Source organism: Arthrobacter sp. S39 (assembly GCF_004320525.1).
Taxonomy (GTDB): domain Bacteria; phylum Actinomycetota; class Actinomycetes; order Actinomycetales; family Micrococcaceae; genus Arthrobacter.
In genome coordinates this window covers 707938-724273 of sequence record NZ_SIHX01000001.1, presented here as the reverse complement: position 1 = coordinate 724273, position 16336 = coordinate 707938, and the positions used below count along the sequence as shown (strand labels likewise).

At 65.2% G+C, this 16336-nt stretch carries 11 protein-coding genes and 1 tRNA gene; 3 read left to right on the top strand and 9 right to left on the bottom strand.

Annotated elements, in window-relative coordinates; genetic code table 11:
• Window positions 1-50 precede the first annotated feature (50 nt).
• The 9 genes from metG to EYS21_RS03365 form a co-directional block, all read right to left on the bottom strand.
• A complete protein-coding gene (metG, locus tag EYS21_RS03405) occupies window positions 51-1610 on the bottom strand; it encodes a methionine--tRNA ligase (RefSeq protein WP_131131756.1) in 1560 nt (519 codons plus the stop codon).
• A gap of 33 nt (window positions 1611-1643) precedes the next feature.
• The gene (locus tag EYS21_RS03400) at window positions 1644-2399 is read right to left on the bottom strand and encodes an ATP-binding cassette domain-containing protein (RefSeq protein WP_131131755.1); all 756 of its coding nucleotides are present in this window, start codon (window positions 2397-2399) and stop codon (window positions 1644-1646) included.
• Entirely contained in the window at window positions 2396-5191 is a 2796-nt protein-coding gene (locus EYS21_RS03395; RefSeq protein WP_131131754.1) for an FtsX-like permease family protein, read from the bottom strand. Before EYS21_RS03395 ends, EYS21_RS03400 begins: the two co-directional genes overlap by 4 nt.
• Before the next feature lie 207 nt (window positions 5192-5398).
• Window positions 5399-6988, bottom strand: a complete 1590-nt coding sequence (gene serA / locus EYS21_RS03390; protein ID WP_131131753.1) for a phosphoglycerate dehydrogenase — start codon at window positions 6986-6988, stop codon at window positions 5399-5401.
• A gap of 126 nt (window positions 6989-7114) precedes the next feature.
• On the bottom strand, window positions 7115-8140 hold the full coding sequence (gene ilvC / locus EYS21_RS03385) for a ketol-acid reductoisomerase (protein WP_131131752.1): 1026 nt from the start codon (window positions 8138-8140) through the stop codon (window positions 7115-7117).
• A 98-nt stretch (window positions 8141-8238) separates the two neighbouring features.
• A complete protein-coding gene (ilvN, locus tag EYS21_RS03380) occupies window positions 8239-8751 on the bottom strand; it encodes an acetolactate synthase small subunit (protein WP_055796055.1) in 513 nt (170 codons plus the stop codon).
• A gap of 2 nt (window positions 8752-8753) precedes the next feature.
• Entirely contained in the window at window positions 8754-10661 is a 1908-nt protein-coding gene (locus tag EYS21_RS03375; RefSeq protein ID WP_131131751.1) for an acetolactate synthase large subunit, read from the bottom strand.
• A gap of 378 nt (window positions 10662-11039) precedes the next feature.
• Window positions 11040-12761 carry a dihydroxy-acid dehydratase gene (gene ilvD, locus EYS21_RS03370; RefSeq protein WP_131131750.1) on the bottom strand — a complete coding sequence of 574 codons (1722 nt, stop codon included), beginning with the start codon at window positions 12759-12761 and terminating at the stop codon, window positions 11040-11042.
• 142 nt (window positions 12762-12903) lie between these two features.
• The gene (locus tag EYS21_RS03365) at window positions 12904-13830 is read right to left on the bottom strand and encodes a LysR family transcriptional regulator (RefSeq protein ID WP_131131749.1); all 927 of its coding nucleotides are present in this window, start codon (window positions 13828-13830) and stop codon (window positions 12904-12906) included.
• Window positions 13831-13983: 153 nt separating this feature from the next.
• On the opposite strand from EYS21_RS03365, the gene EYS21_RS03360 reads away from it, so the two are divergent.
• The 3 genes from EYS21_RS03360 (at window position 13984) to EYS21_RS03350 (ending at window position 16330) form a co-directional block, all read left to right on the top strand.
• On the top strand, window positions 13984-15033 hold the full coding sequence (locus EYS21_RS03360) for a hypothetical protein (RefSeq protein WP_131131748.1): 1050 nt from the start codon (window positions 13984-13986) through the stop codon (window positions 15031-15033).
• Entirely contained in the window at window positions 14984-16138 is a 1155-nt protein-coding gene (locus EYS21_RS03355) for a PQQ-dependent sugar dehydrogenase (RefSeq protein WP_131131747.1), read from the top strand. The genes EYS21_RS03360 and EYS21_RS03355 overlap by 50 nt, the downstream gene beginning before the upstream one ends.
• 116 nt (window positions 16139-16254) lie before the next feature.
• Window positions 16255-16330 (top strand) — tRNA-Lys (locus EYS21_RS03350).
• The last annotated feature ends 6 nt before the right edge of the window (window positions 16331-16336 follow it).

Here is a 16336-nt window from a genome sequence, read left to right as displayed (position 1 = left end):
GTACGTGGTGCTGGTTAAGCCGGCCGCCGGCACCCCGCAGGGCCTATATTCTAAGCCTCGGCCGGTTCCTCGTACTTGGGGAAGACGGGTGCCGGCGCCGGCAACGGCGTTCCGGCGGCGATCGGTGTGGTGAGCGCGGAGAACTGCCGGGACGCGCCGTCGGGCTGGCCCAACGTCCCAAGCAGCGCCGCCGTGGCAGTGGGCATGACGGGCTGCGCGAGGATGGCCACGATCCGCAGCACTTCAAGCGTCACGTACAGCACCGTGTTCATGCGTTCGACGTCGGTCTTCCGCAGGACCCAGGGTGCCTGGTCGGCGAAGTAGGCGTTGGTGTCCCCCAGCACCGACCAGATGGCTTCGAGGGCGCGGCTGAACTCCTGCTTTTCAAAGGCAGCCCTGGCGGCCCCCAACAGTCCGTTGGCCTGCTCAAGGATCGCAGTGTCCGCGGCGGTGAAGGCTCCGGGTACCGGGACTTTGCCATCGCAGTTCTTGGCCACCATGGACAGCGACCGCTGCGCCAGGTTTCCGAAGTTGTTGGCCAGGTCAGAGTTCATGCGGCCCACGATGGCCTCATGGTTGTAGCTTCCGTCCGCGCCGAACGGTACCTCGCGGAGGAAGAAGAACCGTACCTGGTCCAGGCCGTACTGCGCCACGAAGTCCGCAGGTGCCACCACGTTGCCGAGGGATTTGGACATCTTCACGCCGTTGTTGTGCAGGAAGCCGTGGATCATCACGCGCCTGGGCAATTCGAGCCCGGCGCTCATCAGGAAGGCCGGCCAGTAGATCGCATGGAACCGTGAGATGTCCTTGCCGATGACATGGACGTCAGCGGGCCAGAACTTCCTGAACGATTCCGAGTCGACGTCCGGGTAGCCGACGCCCGTCAGGTAGTTGGTCAGCGCATCCACCCACACGTACATCACGTGCTTGTCGTTGCCGGGAACGGGAACGCCCCAGTCAAACGTCGTGCGGCTGATGGACAGGTCTTCGAGGCCGCGCTTGACGAAGCTGATGACCTCGTTGAATCGGGACTGCGGTGCACCGAATTCGGGCTGCGCCTCGTACAGCGCCAGGAGCCGGTCCTGGTAGGCGGACAGCCGGAAGAAGTAGCTCTCCTCCGCCGTCCACGTCACCTCGGTGTCCGTCTCCTTCGAGTAACGCACGCCGTCGTCCTTGACCACGGTGTCGTCCTCGACGTAGAAGGCTTCGTCGCGGACGGAGTACCAGCCCTCGTACTTGGACAGGTAGATGTCGCCGTTGGCTTCCATCTTCTTCCAGATGGCCTGCGATGCGGCGTAGTGGTCCTCATCCGTGGTGCGGATGAACCGGTCGTAGCTGATGCCCAGCGCGGAGTGCGCGGCCTTGTAGACTTCCGCGTTCCGGTCCACCAGCTCCTTGGGCGTGATGCCTTCCTTTTCGGCCGTCTGTGCGATCTTCATGCCGTGCTCGTCCGTGCCGGTCAGGAACATCACGTCATGGCCGTCCAGCCGCTTGAAGCGCGCCATGGCATCGGTGGCGATGTACTCGTAGGCGTGGCCGATGTGGGGCACCCCGTTGGGATACGTGATGGCCGTGGTGATGTAGAACGGGTTTTTCTCTGGAGCAGTCACGTTCGGACGGTACCTTTGGTGCGGAGGGACGGGCTAGATAAGTTCAGTCAGCGTATCGCTCAGGCGGACCAGTTCGTGGTCGTGTGAAGCGACCAGCACTGCGATTCCGTCGTTGGTGGTGTCTTTGAGGATGCTGATAATGCGGTTGGCGGATGCCCTGTCGAGGCTGGCCGTCGGCTCGTCAACCACCAGGACGCGGGTGCCCAGGATCAGTGCCCGGGCAATGGCCACCCGCTGGCGTTCGCCGCCGGAGAGCTGCGCCGGGCGGTGCCGCATGCGGCGCCCCAGCCCCACGAGGTCCAGGAGGTCCTTGGCCATGTCGCGGCGCTGCTCCACCTCGCCGTCGGGCACGGCGGGCAGCAGGACGTTCTCCAGTGCGCTCATGCCGTCGATCAGAGCACCGCCCTGGTCCACGTAGCCGATGAGGGCACGGCGGCGGTCGGCGATTTCGTCGTCGCCCATGCTTTCAAGGGAGTCGCCTTCCCAGAAGACACGGCCCGACGTCGGCAGCGTCAGTCCCGCGCCCACGGTCAGGATGCTGGTCTTGCCGGAACCGCTTCGGCCGGCGACGCAGTGCATCTCGCCGGCGTGCAGCGTCAGGTCAAAGCCCTCGACGACGCTGACCGCCTCGGCACCGCCCTTGCCGCCGCCGTAGCGGATGGTGATGTCGCTCAGTTCCAGCGGGGTGCCGTGGTCCGAGGCCTTGACGATGGTGTTGGCACGGGTCTGCAGGGGCGCCTCAACCGAGCCGGACCTCCGGCTCCGGTGAACATTCGTCTCGTTTGTCATTGGACCACTTTCGTTGCAATCGGTATCCAGCAAATTACAGCCACGAGGCCGGCGACTCCGGCCCACAGGGCGGCATACGGGGCAAGGAGGAGCCCGATGCCCAGCGCGCCCAGGACGCCCAGCGGCAGGGCCACCGTGCCCACCAGCGCGTTTTCGAACAAGCGGACCTGGCGGAGCATGTCCGGGTTCCAGCCCATGGCCTCAAGGATGCCAAGGTACTGGCGTTTCGCATTGAGCTCAAAACGTCCGGTCACCAGGGTCAGCACGAGCCCCACGATTACGCCTGAAAGCGCCAGGAGGATACTCGGGAAGGCGACGCTGGCAGCGGCGAGCCCGCTGAGTGCGCTGGCGCCGGCGGCCCGCGGGATGTCGATCAGCAGTGCGATCAGCCCGCCGACAGCGGCCCCGAAGACGCCCACTGCAACAGCCAGTGACAGGGTGTTGAACTTGTTTGTGCTGAGCTGCCGGTTGGCGAACGTCAGCGGGGAATCCACCGGGATCAGGCGCTCGTCATGCTGCGGTTCCTGGTCCACCTCGTCGCGGTGGCGCAGCTGCTGCGCCGCGAAGAAGGCCGCTGCCGCATACAGGACGAGGACCGACGCCGACACGATGACCGTCGTCAGGCTCCAGCTCACAATGCTCAGGGCGGTACCGGCGACGGCGAGCAGCGCCGCTCCGACCGCGAATTCCTCCAGCACCCAGCTTCGGATCCTTCGTTGGGTCCAGCCCATGGCGCGCAGTGTGCCGGCCTCGGTCTTGCGTTTTCGGATATAGCTCACGGTCGAGGCTCCGGTCAGCAGCGCGGCGCCGCAGAGCGTCAGGAAGAGCAGGGTGACGTTGGTGCCGGTGAGGGACCCGGAGACGGCGTCGGCGGCGTTCTGCCGGACCCAGGACTGCTGCACGGTGCCCAGTGCGGATTCCTTGCCTGCGCCGTCCTTGGAGTAGCCGGGAACAAAGATGCTGGCGTCCTCGCGGGCTGACCCGGCCACGACGGTGGCTTCCAGGCCCATCTCGCGGATTTCGCTGGCCAGCTTTTCGACGTCGGGCTGTGCCTGCTTCCAGCTTCCGGGCGCCTTGGCGCGGACGCGGACGGCGTCAATGACGGAGGCGTTGTCCTTGTAGCCGCGGGCGGCAGCGAGGCCGTAGTAGTCGGTGATGGCACCGGCGGACTGGCTGGCCAGTCCGGTGGCGCTCAGGGACGGCTCAAGCTGGGTGGCTGTGACGTCCTTGCCCTCGGCGTCCTTGGTCAGCGTGAAGGGGGTGGGATCGTAGCCGCCCAGCGGGAGGCGGTTCACGTCGCCTGCGGCCTCCGCGACAGCGGACGGGTCAAAGGTTCCGTAGACCATGGCCAGCGGTGCGGCCAGCTTCTCACCTGTGGCGAGGTCTTCGCGGTACGAGCGCTCGTCCACGGGTTCGCGCTGGGTCTGGTCTACCGGTCCGCCGGAAGGAGTCTTCTCGGGCAGCCGGTTGACTGTCACCCACTCCCCGGGGACAGCAGTTTTTCCAACGGCGCCGTTGGCCGCGGTGTCGCCGTCGGTGTATTTCGGTGCGGCGGCAAAGTCAGTGCTCCAGGTGGCCGGGGTGTAAAGCCCCTGGTTGAAATTGCCCTGGCTGCCAAGCAGCGATGAGTGGTCGGTTGAACCGGGCCAGGACAGCGCGAACGGATCCTTCGAAACGAACGGCAGGTAGTCCTTGTCCAGCGACCGCGATGCGGTGCCGACTTCCTTGACCACTTTGCCGGAGGCGTCGATCTCTTCGATCTTGACGTTGTACTTCAGGTCCAGTGAGGTGCCGGAACGGACAATCAGTGGGATGGCCTGCGAGTCCGCGGTGAGCTGTCCGTTGCGCTTTGCCTGCTGGTACTGCGTCATCAGGGGCGCCCAGTACTTGAGCTTGACGCCCAGGAAGTCGGGGCCTTCGGACAGCTCTTCCATGCTGATGCCGTTGGTGAAGAGGCTCTCGAAGTGCCGGCCGATTGCACCGGCGTTCCGGGCGTCGGCGGGCGGCGCCTTCTCCAGCGGGGCCAGGAAGTCACCTGCCGAGCCCAGCAGCGCGCGTTCCGCCACGGGGTCGACGGCGACGACGGACTCGGTCACTTCGGGCGACAACGGCAGCGAGACGGAAAGGTTAAACAGGTTGTGTTCGGAGCCACCGGCCGGGTCCGGGAACTTGATGCCGGTTTCTCCGGCGGGCGCGGCAATGCGGATGCTGCTTCCGCCGGCGGCCTGTTCCTCGACGAGCTTGGCCTTGCCGAGGCTGCCTTCTGCAGTCGATTTGAAGAGGGTCTGTTCGGAGACGCCGTCGGAGCTGACTGCACTGGCCGTGAGCCGGTACTTCTTTGCGGTGTCGCTGAGGACTGACTCGGCGGCCGGCCACTGGGCGGGGGCCGTGGCACCTGCCGCCTGGTCCGCCGTGGCGGTCCCCGCGAGGCCGGCGTTGTAGCCGAGGTAGTCCATGGCGTCGAGCCGCGGGGCTTCCAGGTTCTGGGTCACGCGCGAAACCAGGCTGATGGGAGCCGCCACCGAGGTGCCGGTCAGGTCCCGGATGGATTCCAGCTGCTCAAAGCTGATACCGCCGCTGCCACTGGCGATTTCCGGCTGCATCAGCGCGCCGGAACCTGCCTTGGCCTGGACCAGGACATCGTAGAGTCCGCGTGAATTTTCATCCACCGTCCGGTTGAGTGCTGCCTGCGACTGACCTTGGACGAGGACCGACAAGCACATGGCTGCGATCAAGATGGCCGCGGTCAGCAGCAGCACTTTGCTTCTGATGAACCTCTGGACGGCGTTCATTGGGCTCCCTGAAACCTGGATTGCGTGCGCACACCATCATCCGCGTTTGACGGACGTGAGGGTTGGTTTCCTGCCTGGTGTGCAAAAAGTATTGGCCGGCCTGCCGGCCCGGTCCTGAAACAGGACCTAGCCATTGTAAGCAGACCGGCCAATCATACGTGGCCGACGTTAAGTCGCGGTCACGCGTAGTTCACGATGCAGGGGATGCTAGTCCTCAAGGTCCACTTCGCGGACCATTTCCGCGCCGATGCCTGCCTTGATTGCATCCAGGACCTGCTGCGGCACGGAACTGTCGATCGTCAGCAGGGCCAGGACCTGGCCACCCTCAGCCTGCCGGGCAACCTGCATGCCGGCGATGTTGATGTTGTTCATGCCCAGGATGTGTCCGATGGTGCCGATCACGCCGGGCCGGTCCGCGTAGGCCACCACCACGAGGTGCTCGCTGATGGGGATCTCGACGTCGTAGCCGTTGACGCCCACGAGCTTCTGGATCTGCTTCGGGCCCGTGAGCGTACCTGCCACGGAGATCTGGCTGCCGTCGCTCAAAGCACCCCGGATGGTCAGGACGTTGCGGTAGTCCTCCGCTTCCGCCGTCGTGATGAGGCGGACGTTGATGCCGCGCTGTTCGGCGATGACCGGGGCGTTGACGTAGGAGACCTGCTCGGTCACGACGTCGGCGAAGATGCCCTTCAGTGCGGCGAGTTCGAGGACCTTGACGTCCAGGGCTGCGATTTCGCCGGCAACCTCGACATCGATCTGGGTCAGAGAGGCGTGGGTCAGGGCGGTGAAGATCCGGCCAAGCTTTTCGATCAGCGGGATGCCCGGCCGGACGTCGGGGGCAATCACGCCGCCGGCGACGTTGACGGCGTCCGGAACAAGTTCGCCGGCCAGCGCGAGGCGCACTGACTTGGCAACCGAAACGCCGGCCTTCTCCTGGGCTTCATCGGTGGAGGCGCCCAGGTGCGGGGTCACGATCACGTTGTCGAGGGTGAAGAACGGCAGGTCTGTGCTGGGTTCCTTGACGAAAACATCCACGGCTGCGCCGGCGATCTGGCGGTCCTGCAGGGCCGCGAACAGGGCTTCTTCATCAACGAGGCCGCCGCGGGCAACGTTAATAACGTAGGCGGTGGACTTCATCTTCGTGAAGGCGTCTGCGCCGAGCATGCCGACGGTCTCCGGCGTCTTCGGCATGTGGATGGTAACAAAGTCGGCCTGGCTCAGCAGTTCGTCCAGGCTGACCAGCCTGACGCCCAGCTGCGCGGCACGGGCCGAGGTGATGTAGGGGTCGTAGGCGAGGATCTCGGTGTCGAAGCCCTGGAGGCGGGCAGCGACCAGTGCACCGATGCGGCCAAGGCCGATGATGCCGATCTTCTTTTCGAAGAGTTCGATGCCCGTGTACTTGGAGCGCTTCCATTCACCGTTTTTCAGGGCGGAGCTTGCCTGCGGGATGTGCCGCGCCAGGCTGAGGATGTGGCCCACCGTGAGTTCTGCGGCGGAAACGATGTTCGAGGTGGGCGCGTTGACCACCATCACGCCTGCCTGGGTAGCGGCCTTGATGTCCACGTTGTCCAGGCCCACGCCGGCACGGGCGATGACCTTGAGGTTCTTCGCGGCGGCGATGGCTTCGGCGTCCACCTGTGTGGCGGAGCGGACCAGGATGGCGTCCACGTCCGCGATGGCCGAAAGCAGCTGGGACCGGTCGGCGCCATCCGTCTGGCGGATCTCGAAGTCCGGGCCCAGGGCCTCGATCGTGGCGGGCGAAAGTTCTTCGGCGAGCAGTACTACGGGTTTTGACACGGCTGATCCTCTGCGTTGCAGTCCTGGGGATAAATCAAGTCTAGGCTGACGGAAAGGCCGGGCTCACATTGTTAAGTGTGAACCCGGCCTCACTGACGCACCGTAAAGGGCGCCTGGGGAGCAGCCTTAGCGGGCTGCGGAGCCCTCTACGTAGTCCTCGTCCTGCTGCTGCCAGGAGAACAGACCGCGCAGTTCACGGCCGACAGCTTCGATCGGGTGCTGTTCTGCCTTGGCACGCAGCGCCTTGAACTCAACGCCGCCGTTGTCCTGGTCCTCGATGAAGCGCTTGGCGAAGGCACCGCTCTGGATGTCCGCGAGGACAGCCTGCATGTTTTCCTTGACCTCGGGGGTGATGACGCGCGGGCCGGAGACGTAGTCGCCGTACTCGGCGGTGTCGGAAACGCTCCAGCGCTGCTTGGCGATGCCGCCTTCCCACATGAGGTCAACGATGAGCTTGAGCTCGTGCAGGACCTCGAAGTAGGCGATCTGCGGCTGGTAGCCGGCTTCGGTCAGGGTTTCGAAGCCGTACTGGACCAGCTGGGAGACGCCGCCGCAGAGGACAGACTGCTCGCCGAACAGGTCGGTTTCGGTCTCTTCGGTGAAGGTGGTCTTGATGACGCCCGCACGGGTGCCGCCAATGGCCTTCGCGTAGGACTTCGCCAGGTCCCAGGCAGCGCCGGAAGCGTCCTGCTCGACGGCGATGATGTCCGGGATGCCACGGCCGGCTTCGAATTCGCGGCGCACGGTGTGGCCGGGAGCCTTCGGGGCGATCAGGATGACGTCGACGCCCTCCGGTGCCTCGATGTAGCCGAAGCGGATGTTGAAGCCGTGTGCGAAGGCCAGTGCCTTGCCCGGGGTCAGCTTGTCCTTGATGGAGTCGTTGAAGATCGAGCGCTGGTGCTGGTCCGGCGCCAGGATCATGATGACGTCGGCCCATTCGGCGGCGTCTGCCACGTTCTTGACGGTGAAGCCGGCGTCCTCGGCCTTGGCGATCGAGGAAGAGCCTTCCTTGAGGGCGATGGTAACTTCGACGCCGGAGTCGCGCAGGTTCAGCGCGTGGGCGTGGCCCTGGGAGCCATAGCCGACAATCGCAACCTTGCGACCCTGGATGATCGACAGGTCGGCGTCGTCGTCGTAGAACATTTCAGTCACTTTTGTAACTCCTCTTGAGTGGATTCTCGGGGTAATTAGTCTGGGTGTTGCGGCACTGCACGGGCATTGCGCTGCTGGTGGGGCGGTGCCCCGCCGTCCTAAGCGCTGCGCAAGGCCCTGTCACTCATGGAGCGGGATCCCCGTCCAACGGCCAGGGTGCCGGACTGCACAATTTCGCGGATGCCGAAGGGCTCAAGCACTGAGAGCAGTGCCGTGAGCTTTTCGGGGTGGCCGGTTGCTTCAATGACTACGGAGTCTGTGGAGACGTCAACCACTGAAGCTCGGAACAGGTCTGCAGCCTGGGTCACCTGCAGACGAGTCGCGGCATCCGCACGTACCTTGACCAGGATGTGGTCTCGCTGTACGGAAGATTCGGAGGTCAGCTCAACGATCTTGATCACGTTGACCAGTTTGTTGAGCTGCTTGGTGACCTGCTCAATGAGGTCACCGTCGGCGTCGACGACGACGGTCATCCGGGACATGCCCGGGACTTCCGTCGGGCCGACGGCCAGGGAGTTGATGTTAAAGGCGCGGCGCGCGAACAGGCTCGCAACGCGGGTCAGTACACCGGGCTTGTCTTCAACCAGAACGGACAGTGTGTGACGGCTCATGATCAGTCCTCCTCTTCCCATTCCGGGGTCATGTTGCGGGCAACCTGGATCTGGTCGTTGCTTACGCCGGCGGGCACCATCGGCCACACCATGGAGTCGGGGCTCACCACGAAATCGATGACCACCGGGCGGTCGTTGATCTCGAGGGCCTTCTGGATGGTGGCATCAATGTCTTCGTCACGTTCGCAACGGAACGACGCACAGCCGTACGCCTCCCCCAGCTTGACGAAGTCCGGGATGCGGACGGTCTCGTGGCCGGTGTTCAGGTCGGTGTTGGAGTAGCGGCCCTCGTAGAAGAGGGTCTGCCACTGGCGCACCATGCCCAGCGAGGAGTTGTTGATGACGGCAACCTTGATCGGGATCTTGTTGATGGCGCAGGTGGCCAGTTCCTGGTTGGTCATCTGGAAGCAGCCGTCGCCGTCGATGGCCCAGACCACGCGGTCCGGTTCGCCGACTTTGGCGCCCATGGCAGCCGGAACCGCATAGCCCATGGTTCCGGCACCGCCGGAATTGAGCCAGGCGTGCGGGCGTTCGTACTTGATGAACTGCGCCGCCCACATCTGGTGCTGGCCCACGCCGGCAACGTAAATGCCTTCGGGACCGGTGAGCGCGCCGATGCGTTCGATGACGCGCTGCGGGGCCGAAAGCCCGTCCTCCGGTTCGGTCCAGCCCAGCGGGTAGGTTTCCTTGAGGTTGTTAAGGAAGGCCCACCACGTGGTCAGGTCCGGGGTGCCGGCGGCTTCGAACTGAGTGCGTACCGCTTCGGTGAGCTCGGGGATGATTTCCTTGACGGATCCCACGATTGGCACATCCGCTGTGCGGTTCTTGGAGATTTCGGCGGGATCAATGTCCGCGTGGATCACCTTGGCGTGCGGCGCGAAGGACTTCAGGATGCCAGTCACGCGGTCATCGAAGCGTGCTCCGAGGGTGATAAGCAGATCGGACTGCTGCAGCGCCGTGACCGCGGACACCGTGCCGTGCATGCCGGGCATGCCGACGTGCTGCGGGTGGGAATCCGGGAACACACCGCGCGCCATCAAGGTGGTGACTACGGGCGCGCCGGTCAGTTCGGCCAGCTCGCGGAGTTCCACGGAGGCGTGCGCTTTGACCACGCCGCCACCCACGTAGAGCACCGGCTTGGTGGCCGCAGCGATCAGCTTGGCTGCTTCGCGGACCTGCTTGTTGTGGCCGCGCGTCACCGGGCGGTAGCCGGGGAGGTCGATCTTCGGCGGCCAGGAGAAGGTCATCTGCCCCTGCTGGGCGTCCTTGGCAACATCCACCAGGACCGGGCCGGGGCGTCCGGACGAGGCCAGGTGGAACGCCTCGGCCATCACGTGCGGGATGTCGTTGGGGTCGGTCACCAGGAACGAGTGCTTGGTGATCGGCATGGTGATGCCAACAATGTCGGCTTCCTGGAACGCGTCGGTGCCGATCACACCGCTGGACACCTGGCCGGTGATGGCCACCAGCGGAACGGAGTCCATGTGGGCATCCATGATGGCGGTAACGAGGTTGGTGGCACCCGGGCCGGAGGTGGCGATACAAACGCCCACCCGGCCGGTGACCATGGCATAGCCTTGCGCGGCGTGGCCGGCTCCCTGTTCGTGACGGACCAGTACGTGATTCATCCTGGAGGCCATCAAGGGGTCATAGGTAGGCAGGATCGCGCCACCGGGCAAACCAAAAATATCGTCCACGCCGAGTTCTTCGAGCGAGCGGACAATAGCTTGCGAGCCGGTCATCACCGTTGGGGGTACAACGTTGTTCGGCCCAAGGACAGGAGAGACAGCAGCAAGATCAGCGACGACACCGGCGTGGTCAGCCGTTCGGTCGGCGCGTTCCGGAGCCTTGGGGGCTCCAGCGGACTTAGTAGCCATCAGCGAGGGGCTGATCGGCGATCCTTTGCTCATCGGACTCTTCCTTGTGGATCATCTGTATTTTTGGAAACTGCGGGAAATAAAAAAACCCCTCAGCCTGGTGGCTCTTTGAGGGGTTTGCGCGTGACGGTTCGTTACCAGTCGGGCTATTGAGCCACGCGCCTGGTAAGGACGACGACGGCGCCGGCGGTAACGAATGAGATCATGCGTTCAGTTTTCCCTCTGCGTGAGATGCATGTCAACGACGACGGCGCGCATCTCACAGTGTGGACGTCATTGTCCACGAATTGGTAGCGCTCCACCAACGTAGCGGAAACGCATGCCTACTACTTTAGGCGGCAGGGCTTAATAAGGGTGATACCGAGGGGCCCCTTGGGTGAGGCGCTCAGCGCCTCACCCAAGGGGAAGGTATCACCCGCAGTATGCGCCGGTGGAGGCGCTGTGCACCAGCTTGGCGTACTTGGCGAGCACACCCTTGGTGTACCTGGCCGGGAGCGGCTCCCAGCCCACCTTGCGCGACTCCAGCTCTGCTTCGTCGACCAGGAGGTCGAAGGAGCGGGCGGCGATGTCCACGCGGATCCGGTCGCCGTCCTTGACGAAGGCGATGGGGCCGCCGTCGACAGCTTCCGGAGCAACGTGGCCGATGCACAGGCCGGTGGTTCCGCCGGAGAAGCGGCCGTCGGTCAGCAGGAGCACGTCCTTGCCGAGGCCGGCACCCTTGATGGCGCCGGTGATGGCGAGCATCTCTCGCATGCCCGGGCCGCCCTTGGGTCCTTCGTAGCGGATGACGACGACGTCGCCGGCCTTGATCAGGCCCTTGTCGAGGGCGTCCAGTGCGCCCTGTTCACGCTCGAACACGCGGGCGGTTCCTTCGAAGACATCGGCGTCGAAGCCGGCGCTCTTGACGACGGCGCCTTCCGGTGCCATGGAACCGTGCAGGATGGTGATGCCGCCGGTCTTGTGAATCGGGTTGTCCAGGGCGCGCAGGATCTTGCCGTCGAGGTCCGGCGGGTTGATGGACGCGAGGTTCTCGGCCAGGGTCTTGCCGGTGACGGTGAGGCAGTCGCCGTGCAGCAGTCCGGCGTCGAGCAGTGCCTTCATGATGACCGGCACGCCGCCGATCTTGTCGACGTCGGTCATAACGTAGCGGCCGAAGGGCTTCAGGTCACCGAGGTGCGGGATCTTGTCGCCAATGCGGTTGAAGTCGTCCAGTGTCAGCTCAACCTCGGCTTCGCGGGCGATGGCCAGCAGGTGCAGCACGGCGTTCGTGGAGCCGCCGAAGGCCATGGTCACGGCGATGGCGTTCTCGAAGGCCTTCTTGGTCATGATGTCCCGGGCAGTGATGCCGAGGCGGAGCAGGTTGACCACTGCTTCGCCGGACTTGCGGGCGAACTCATCACGACGGCGGTCTGCCGAGGGCGGAGCGGCGGAGCCGGGCAGGGACATGCCCAGGGCCTCGCCGATGCAGGCCATGGTGTTGGCCGTGTACATGCCGCCGCAGGCGCCTTCGCCCGGACAAATCGCCTTTTCGATGCGTTCGAGGTCGCCGAGGCTCATCTTGCCCGCGGCGCAGGCGCCGACGGCTTCGAAGGCGTCAATGAGGGTGACTTCCTTTTCGGAGCCGTCCTCGAGCTTGACCCAGCCGGGCATGATGGAGCCGGCGTAGAGGAAGACGCTGGCGAGGTCCAGGCGGGCGGCGGCCATGAGCATTCCCGGGAGGGACTTGTCACAGCCAGCCAGGAGCACGGAGCCATCGATCCGCTCGGCCTGCATGACGGTTTCCACGGAGTCGGCGATGACCTCGCGGGACACCAGGGAGAAGTGCATGCCTTCGTGGCCCATTGAGATGCCGTCCGAGACGGAGATGGTGCCGAACTGCATGGGGAACCCGCCGCCTGCGTGGACGCCTTCCTTGGCGCCCTGGGCGAGCCGGTTCAGGGAAAGATTACAGGGAGTGATTTCATTCCAGGAGCTCGCGACGCCGATCTGCGGCTTGGCGAAGTCGTCGTCCCCCATGCCGACTGCGCGGAACATGCCGCGCGCGGGGGCGGCGTGGATCCCGTCGGTGACCACCCGGCTGCGGGGCTTGATGTCAGGCTTGTTTTCGGTTGCGATCTGGGTGTCCTCACTCATGCGTCAAAGTCTATGACTCAGATGAGGGGGCCAACGACACTGACGGGGTGCGTGAAGCCCAAATCCGTGAATATTTCGATCAAATAGTGGACTCTCGTCTCATATATTGAGATAGCTGCTCGCCGTAGCGGCGAAAAACGTGTCAGAAATCACCGGGACCGCGCCCGGCCGCAACCGCCTCGGCCTCCTGCCGAAGCATCTCCAGCACCTTCCGGATGGTGGTCCGGGCGGCAATGTCGGGCCGGGCCAGGGCCACGATGCTGCGTCGGGCGGTCACGCCCACCAGGGGCCTGAGCACAAACCCGCGGCCCTGGTTGGCCGCCGCGGTGTACCGGGGCAGCAGGGCGAGGCCGTGTCCGGCGCTGACCAGTGCCTCGAGCACCCTCAGGTCCGGGAACAGCTGCGCCCGGACCGCCGTGGAGCCGGCCTGTTTCTCGATCTGCCGCAATACGGCGTCGAACGGAAATCCCTCCGGAACCCCCATCCAGGGGTAACCCACGACGTCCCGGGCGGTCAGCCGGGATTTCGACGCCAACGCATGGCCTGCCTGCATCGCAACGTCCAGGGGCTCGTTGAGCAGCGGGACCACCACCAGCCCGTGGGAGGCGAACACCTCCGGGCCATCCACGCTGTGGGCCAGGACAATGTCGTAGTCCGCCGCGAGGCCGGCGAACCCGGCCACACCCGGGTCCTCGAAATGGGCTTCAAGGTGCAGGCCGTCGATGGCCTGTACCCGGTGCAGGAGTCCTGGCAGGAACATCTCCGCCGCACTGGGGAAGAAGGCGGCCCGCACATGGGCCTGCCAACCGTGCCGGTACGTATCGATGGTCGCCTCTGCGCGGGCCATTGCCGTTGACACATCCGCAGCTGCAGAAGCCATCGCCAGGCCGGCTTCGGTGAGGCGGACGCCACGCCCGGCCTTCTCGATGAGGACAACGCCAAGCTCATCCTGCAGCGTTTTGAGCTGCTGGGACACCGCTGACGGCGTGACGTGCATGGCTTCGGCGGTGGCACCCACCGTGCCCCGGTCGGCAAGTTCGCGCAGAATCCGCAGCCGCTTGAAGTCCATGTAGAGAGGCTACTGGACGGCCCCTGCCTTGTTCGGGCCTGCTTCAGGGTCCGCCGGGCACTCGGACCAATCCCCGTGACCTAGACAGCCCCGTTTGCCCCGACGTACCGTCAGGGAACGGCAACCCTGCCATCTGGACTGAAAGGCCCTGATATGGATTTTGTCTTCTGGATCATTCTCATCGTGCTGATTGTCGGTGTTGTGTGGTGGCTGCTGAACCGCAGCAATTCCAGCAAGGCCACCGGCGACGACGGCAGGACCGGAGCTGCTCCGGCGGAAGGAATCCGGGCGGACGGCGCCCTGTCAGGCGGGAGTGCCGCCGCTTCCGCCGCAGCAGCAGGCACCGCCGGGATCGCCACGGCTGCAGGCTTCGGCCGGCCGTCGGAACCGGTTCCCCCCACGACGGCGGACGAGGACATTTCCGAGCCGGCCGGTCCATCGGATGCCGGACGGGTTGCGGAACGCAATTCGGCAGTGCCGGAGCGGACGGAAGCAGAACCTGCACTTTCATCGGCCCCGGCTCCCGCGGGGCCAGCGGGGCCAGCGGAAGCACCGGCACTACCCGCCCCTGCGGAGCCAGTGGTAGCACCGGCACCACCCGCCCCGGCGGAGCCAATGGCAGCCCAGGAATTGCCGCCTGCCGGAAACGAGGACGCAGCAGCGCCTGCTGCCGGCCCGGCTCCGGACAACGAGGTCGAGTGGGAGACCCAGTGGTCAGAGGCCGGCGGATCGCCGGTTCCCCATGCAGCCGCCGCAACCGCGGCTCCTATGGATGCGGCAGGCACCGGTACAGCGGGTACTGCTGACGCAGACGCCACCGCGGCCACTCCGGTCCATCATCCCGAGTACACCGGCCCACATTCCCCCACCCTGCCTGGGGCTGAATCAGCCGCGGCCGAGGCCGGAAGTGACGGGCCCACCATCGCTGAGCCCGTCGAGCCCACCCCGGTCGACTCACAGACAGTTCCCGAACCTGCCGGCCATCTGGCGGCGGACCGGCCATACGGCGACGGGTCGGCATCGCCGTCTGCGGACGGGAGCGGTCCTGCCGACCACACGGTGAAGGGTGACGCCGGCTCCATGGTCTACTACGAAGAGGGGCATCCGGAGTATGAGCAGACCCGCGCGGGAGTCTGGTTTGAATCACCGGCCCATGCCGAAGCAGCCGGTTTCCGCGCCCCGCGGCGGACACGGCTCCAATAGCCTCCGGTTCCGGCACACCGCCGCGGCCTGGACCGCCGCCTTTTCCCTGATCCTTACGGGATGCACAGGCGACGGCGCCGGGCCCCCCACCGGTGGCAGCACAAGCTCGGGAACGGGCACCACGGGCGTGGGAACGGGCACTCCCGGAACGCCTGCCGTCGTGGAACGGCTGGACCTCGGACTACAGATTCCGTGGGCCGCCGTGTTCCTGCCGGACGGTACAGCAGTCATCTCCGAGCGTGACTCCAGGCTGCTCAAGGCAGTCCGCGGTGGCCGGCCTGCCACCATCGGAGAGCTCCCCGGAGTGGTTCCCGCCGGGGAGGGCGGGCTGCTCGGACTCGCGCTCTCCCCTGCTTTCGCCTCGGACAACTTGCTCTACTTCTATTTCACGGCAGAACGGGACAACCGGATCGCCCGGGCGGTCCTCACGGACGACGGTGACGGGACCTACACCATCGGCCCCCCGGAGGTCATCTTCACGGGCATCCCGAAGGCCTCCACGCATAACGGCGGCCGGATCCGCTTTGGACCCGACGGCCTGCTCTATGTGGGGACCGGCGATTCACAGCGCCGGGAGCAGCCTCAGGACCCGAATGCGCTGGGCGGGAAGATCCTGAGGCTGACACCAGAGGGCCGCCCGGCGCCCGGGAACCCTTTTGGCAATGCCGTCTACAGTCTTGGCCACCGCAACGTCCAGGGACTGGCCTGGGACAGCGCGGGCCGGCTGTGGGCGAGCGAGTTCGGGCCCGACGTCAATGACGAGCTCAACCTCATTCTTCCGGGCGCCAACTATGGCTGGCCCTCGGTCACCGGAGCGCCGCACCGGGAAGGATTCCGGGACGCGAAGGTGGTCTGGCCGTCAACCGCTGAATCCTCACCCAGCGGGCTGGAGATTGTTGGTTCCACTGCGTACCTGGGTGCGCTCCGTGGCCAGAGATTATGGACGGTTCCCCTGGACGGCGAGGAAGCCGGAAATCCTGTGGCCTATTTCACACAACAGTATGGGCGGATCCGCGACGTCATCAGGGCGCCGGACGGCCGGTTTTGGCTGCTGACGAACAATCAAAACCCTGATTTTGTGCTGATTTTGGCCCCTTCTGGATGAGGCAGCCTCCCGCCTGCTCCGTCGATTTCACATGGGCAAAAAGTTCGTGTAGAGTTTCATGTCGTTGCGGAGATCAACCGGGAAAGAAAAAGCCCCGGGAGATCAAAACACAAGATGCACCTCTAGCTCAATTGGCAGAGCAATTGACTCTTAATCAATGGGTTCCGGGTTCAAGTCCCGGGGGGTGCACCAACCGAA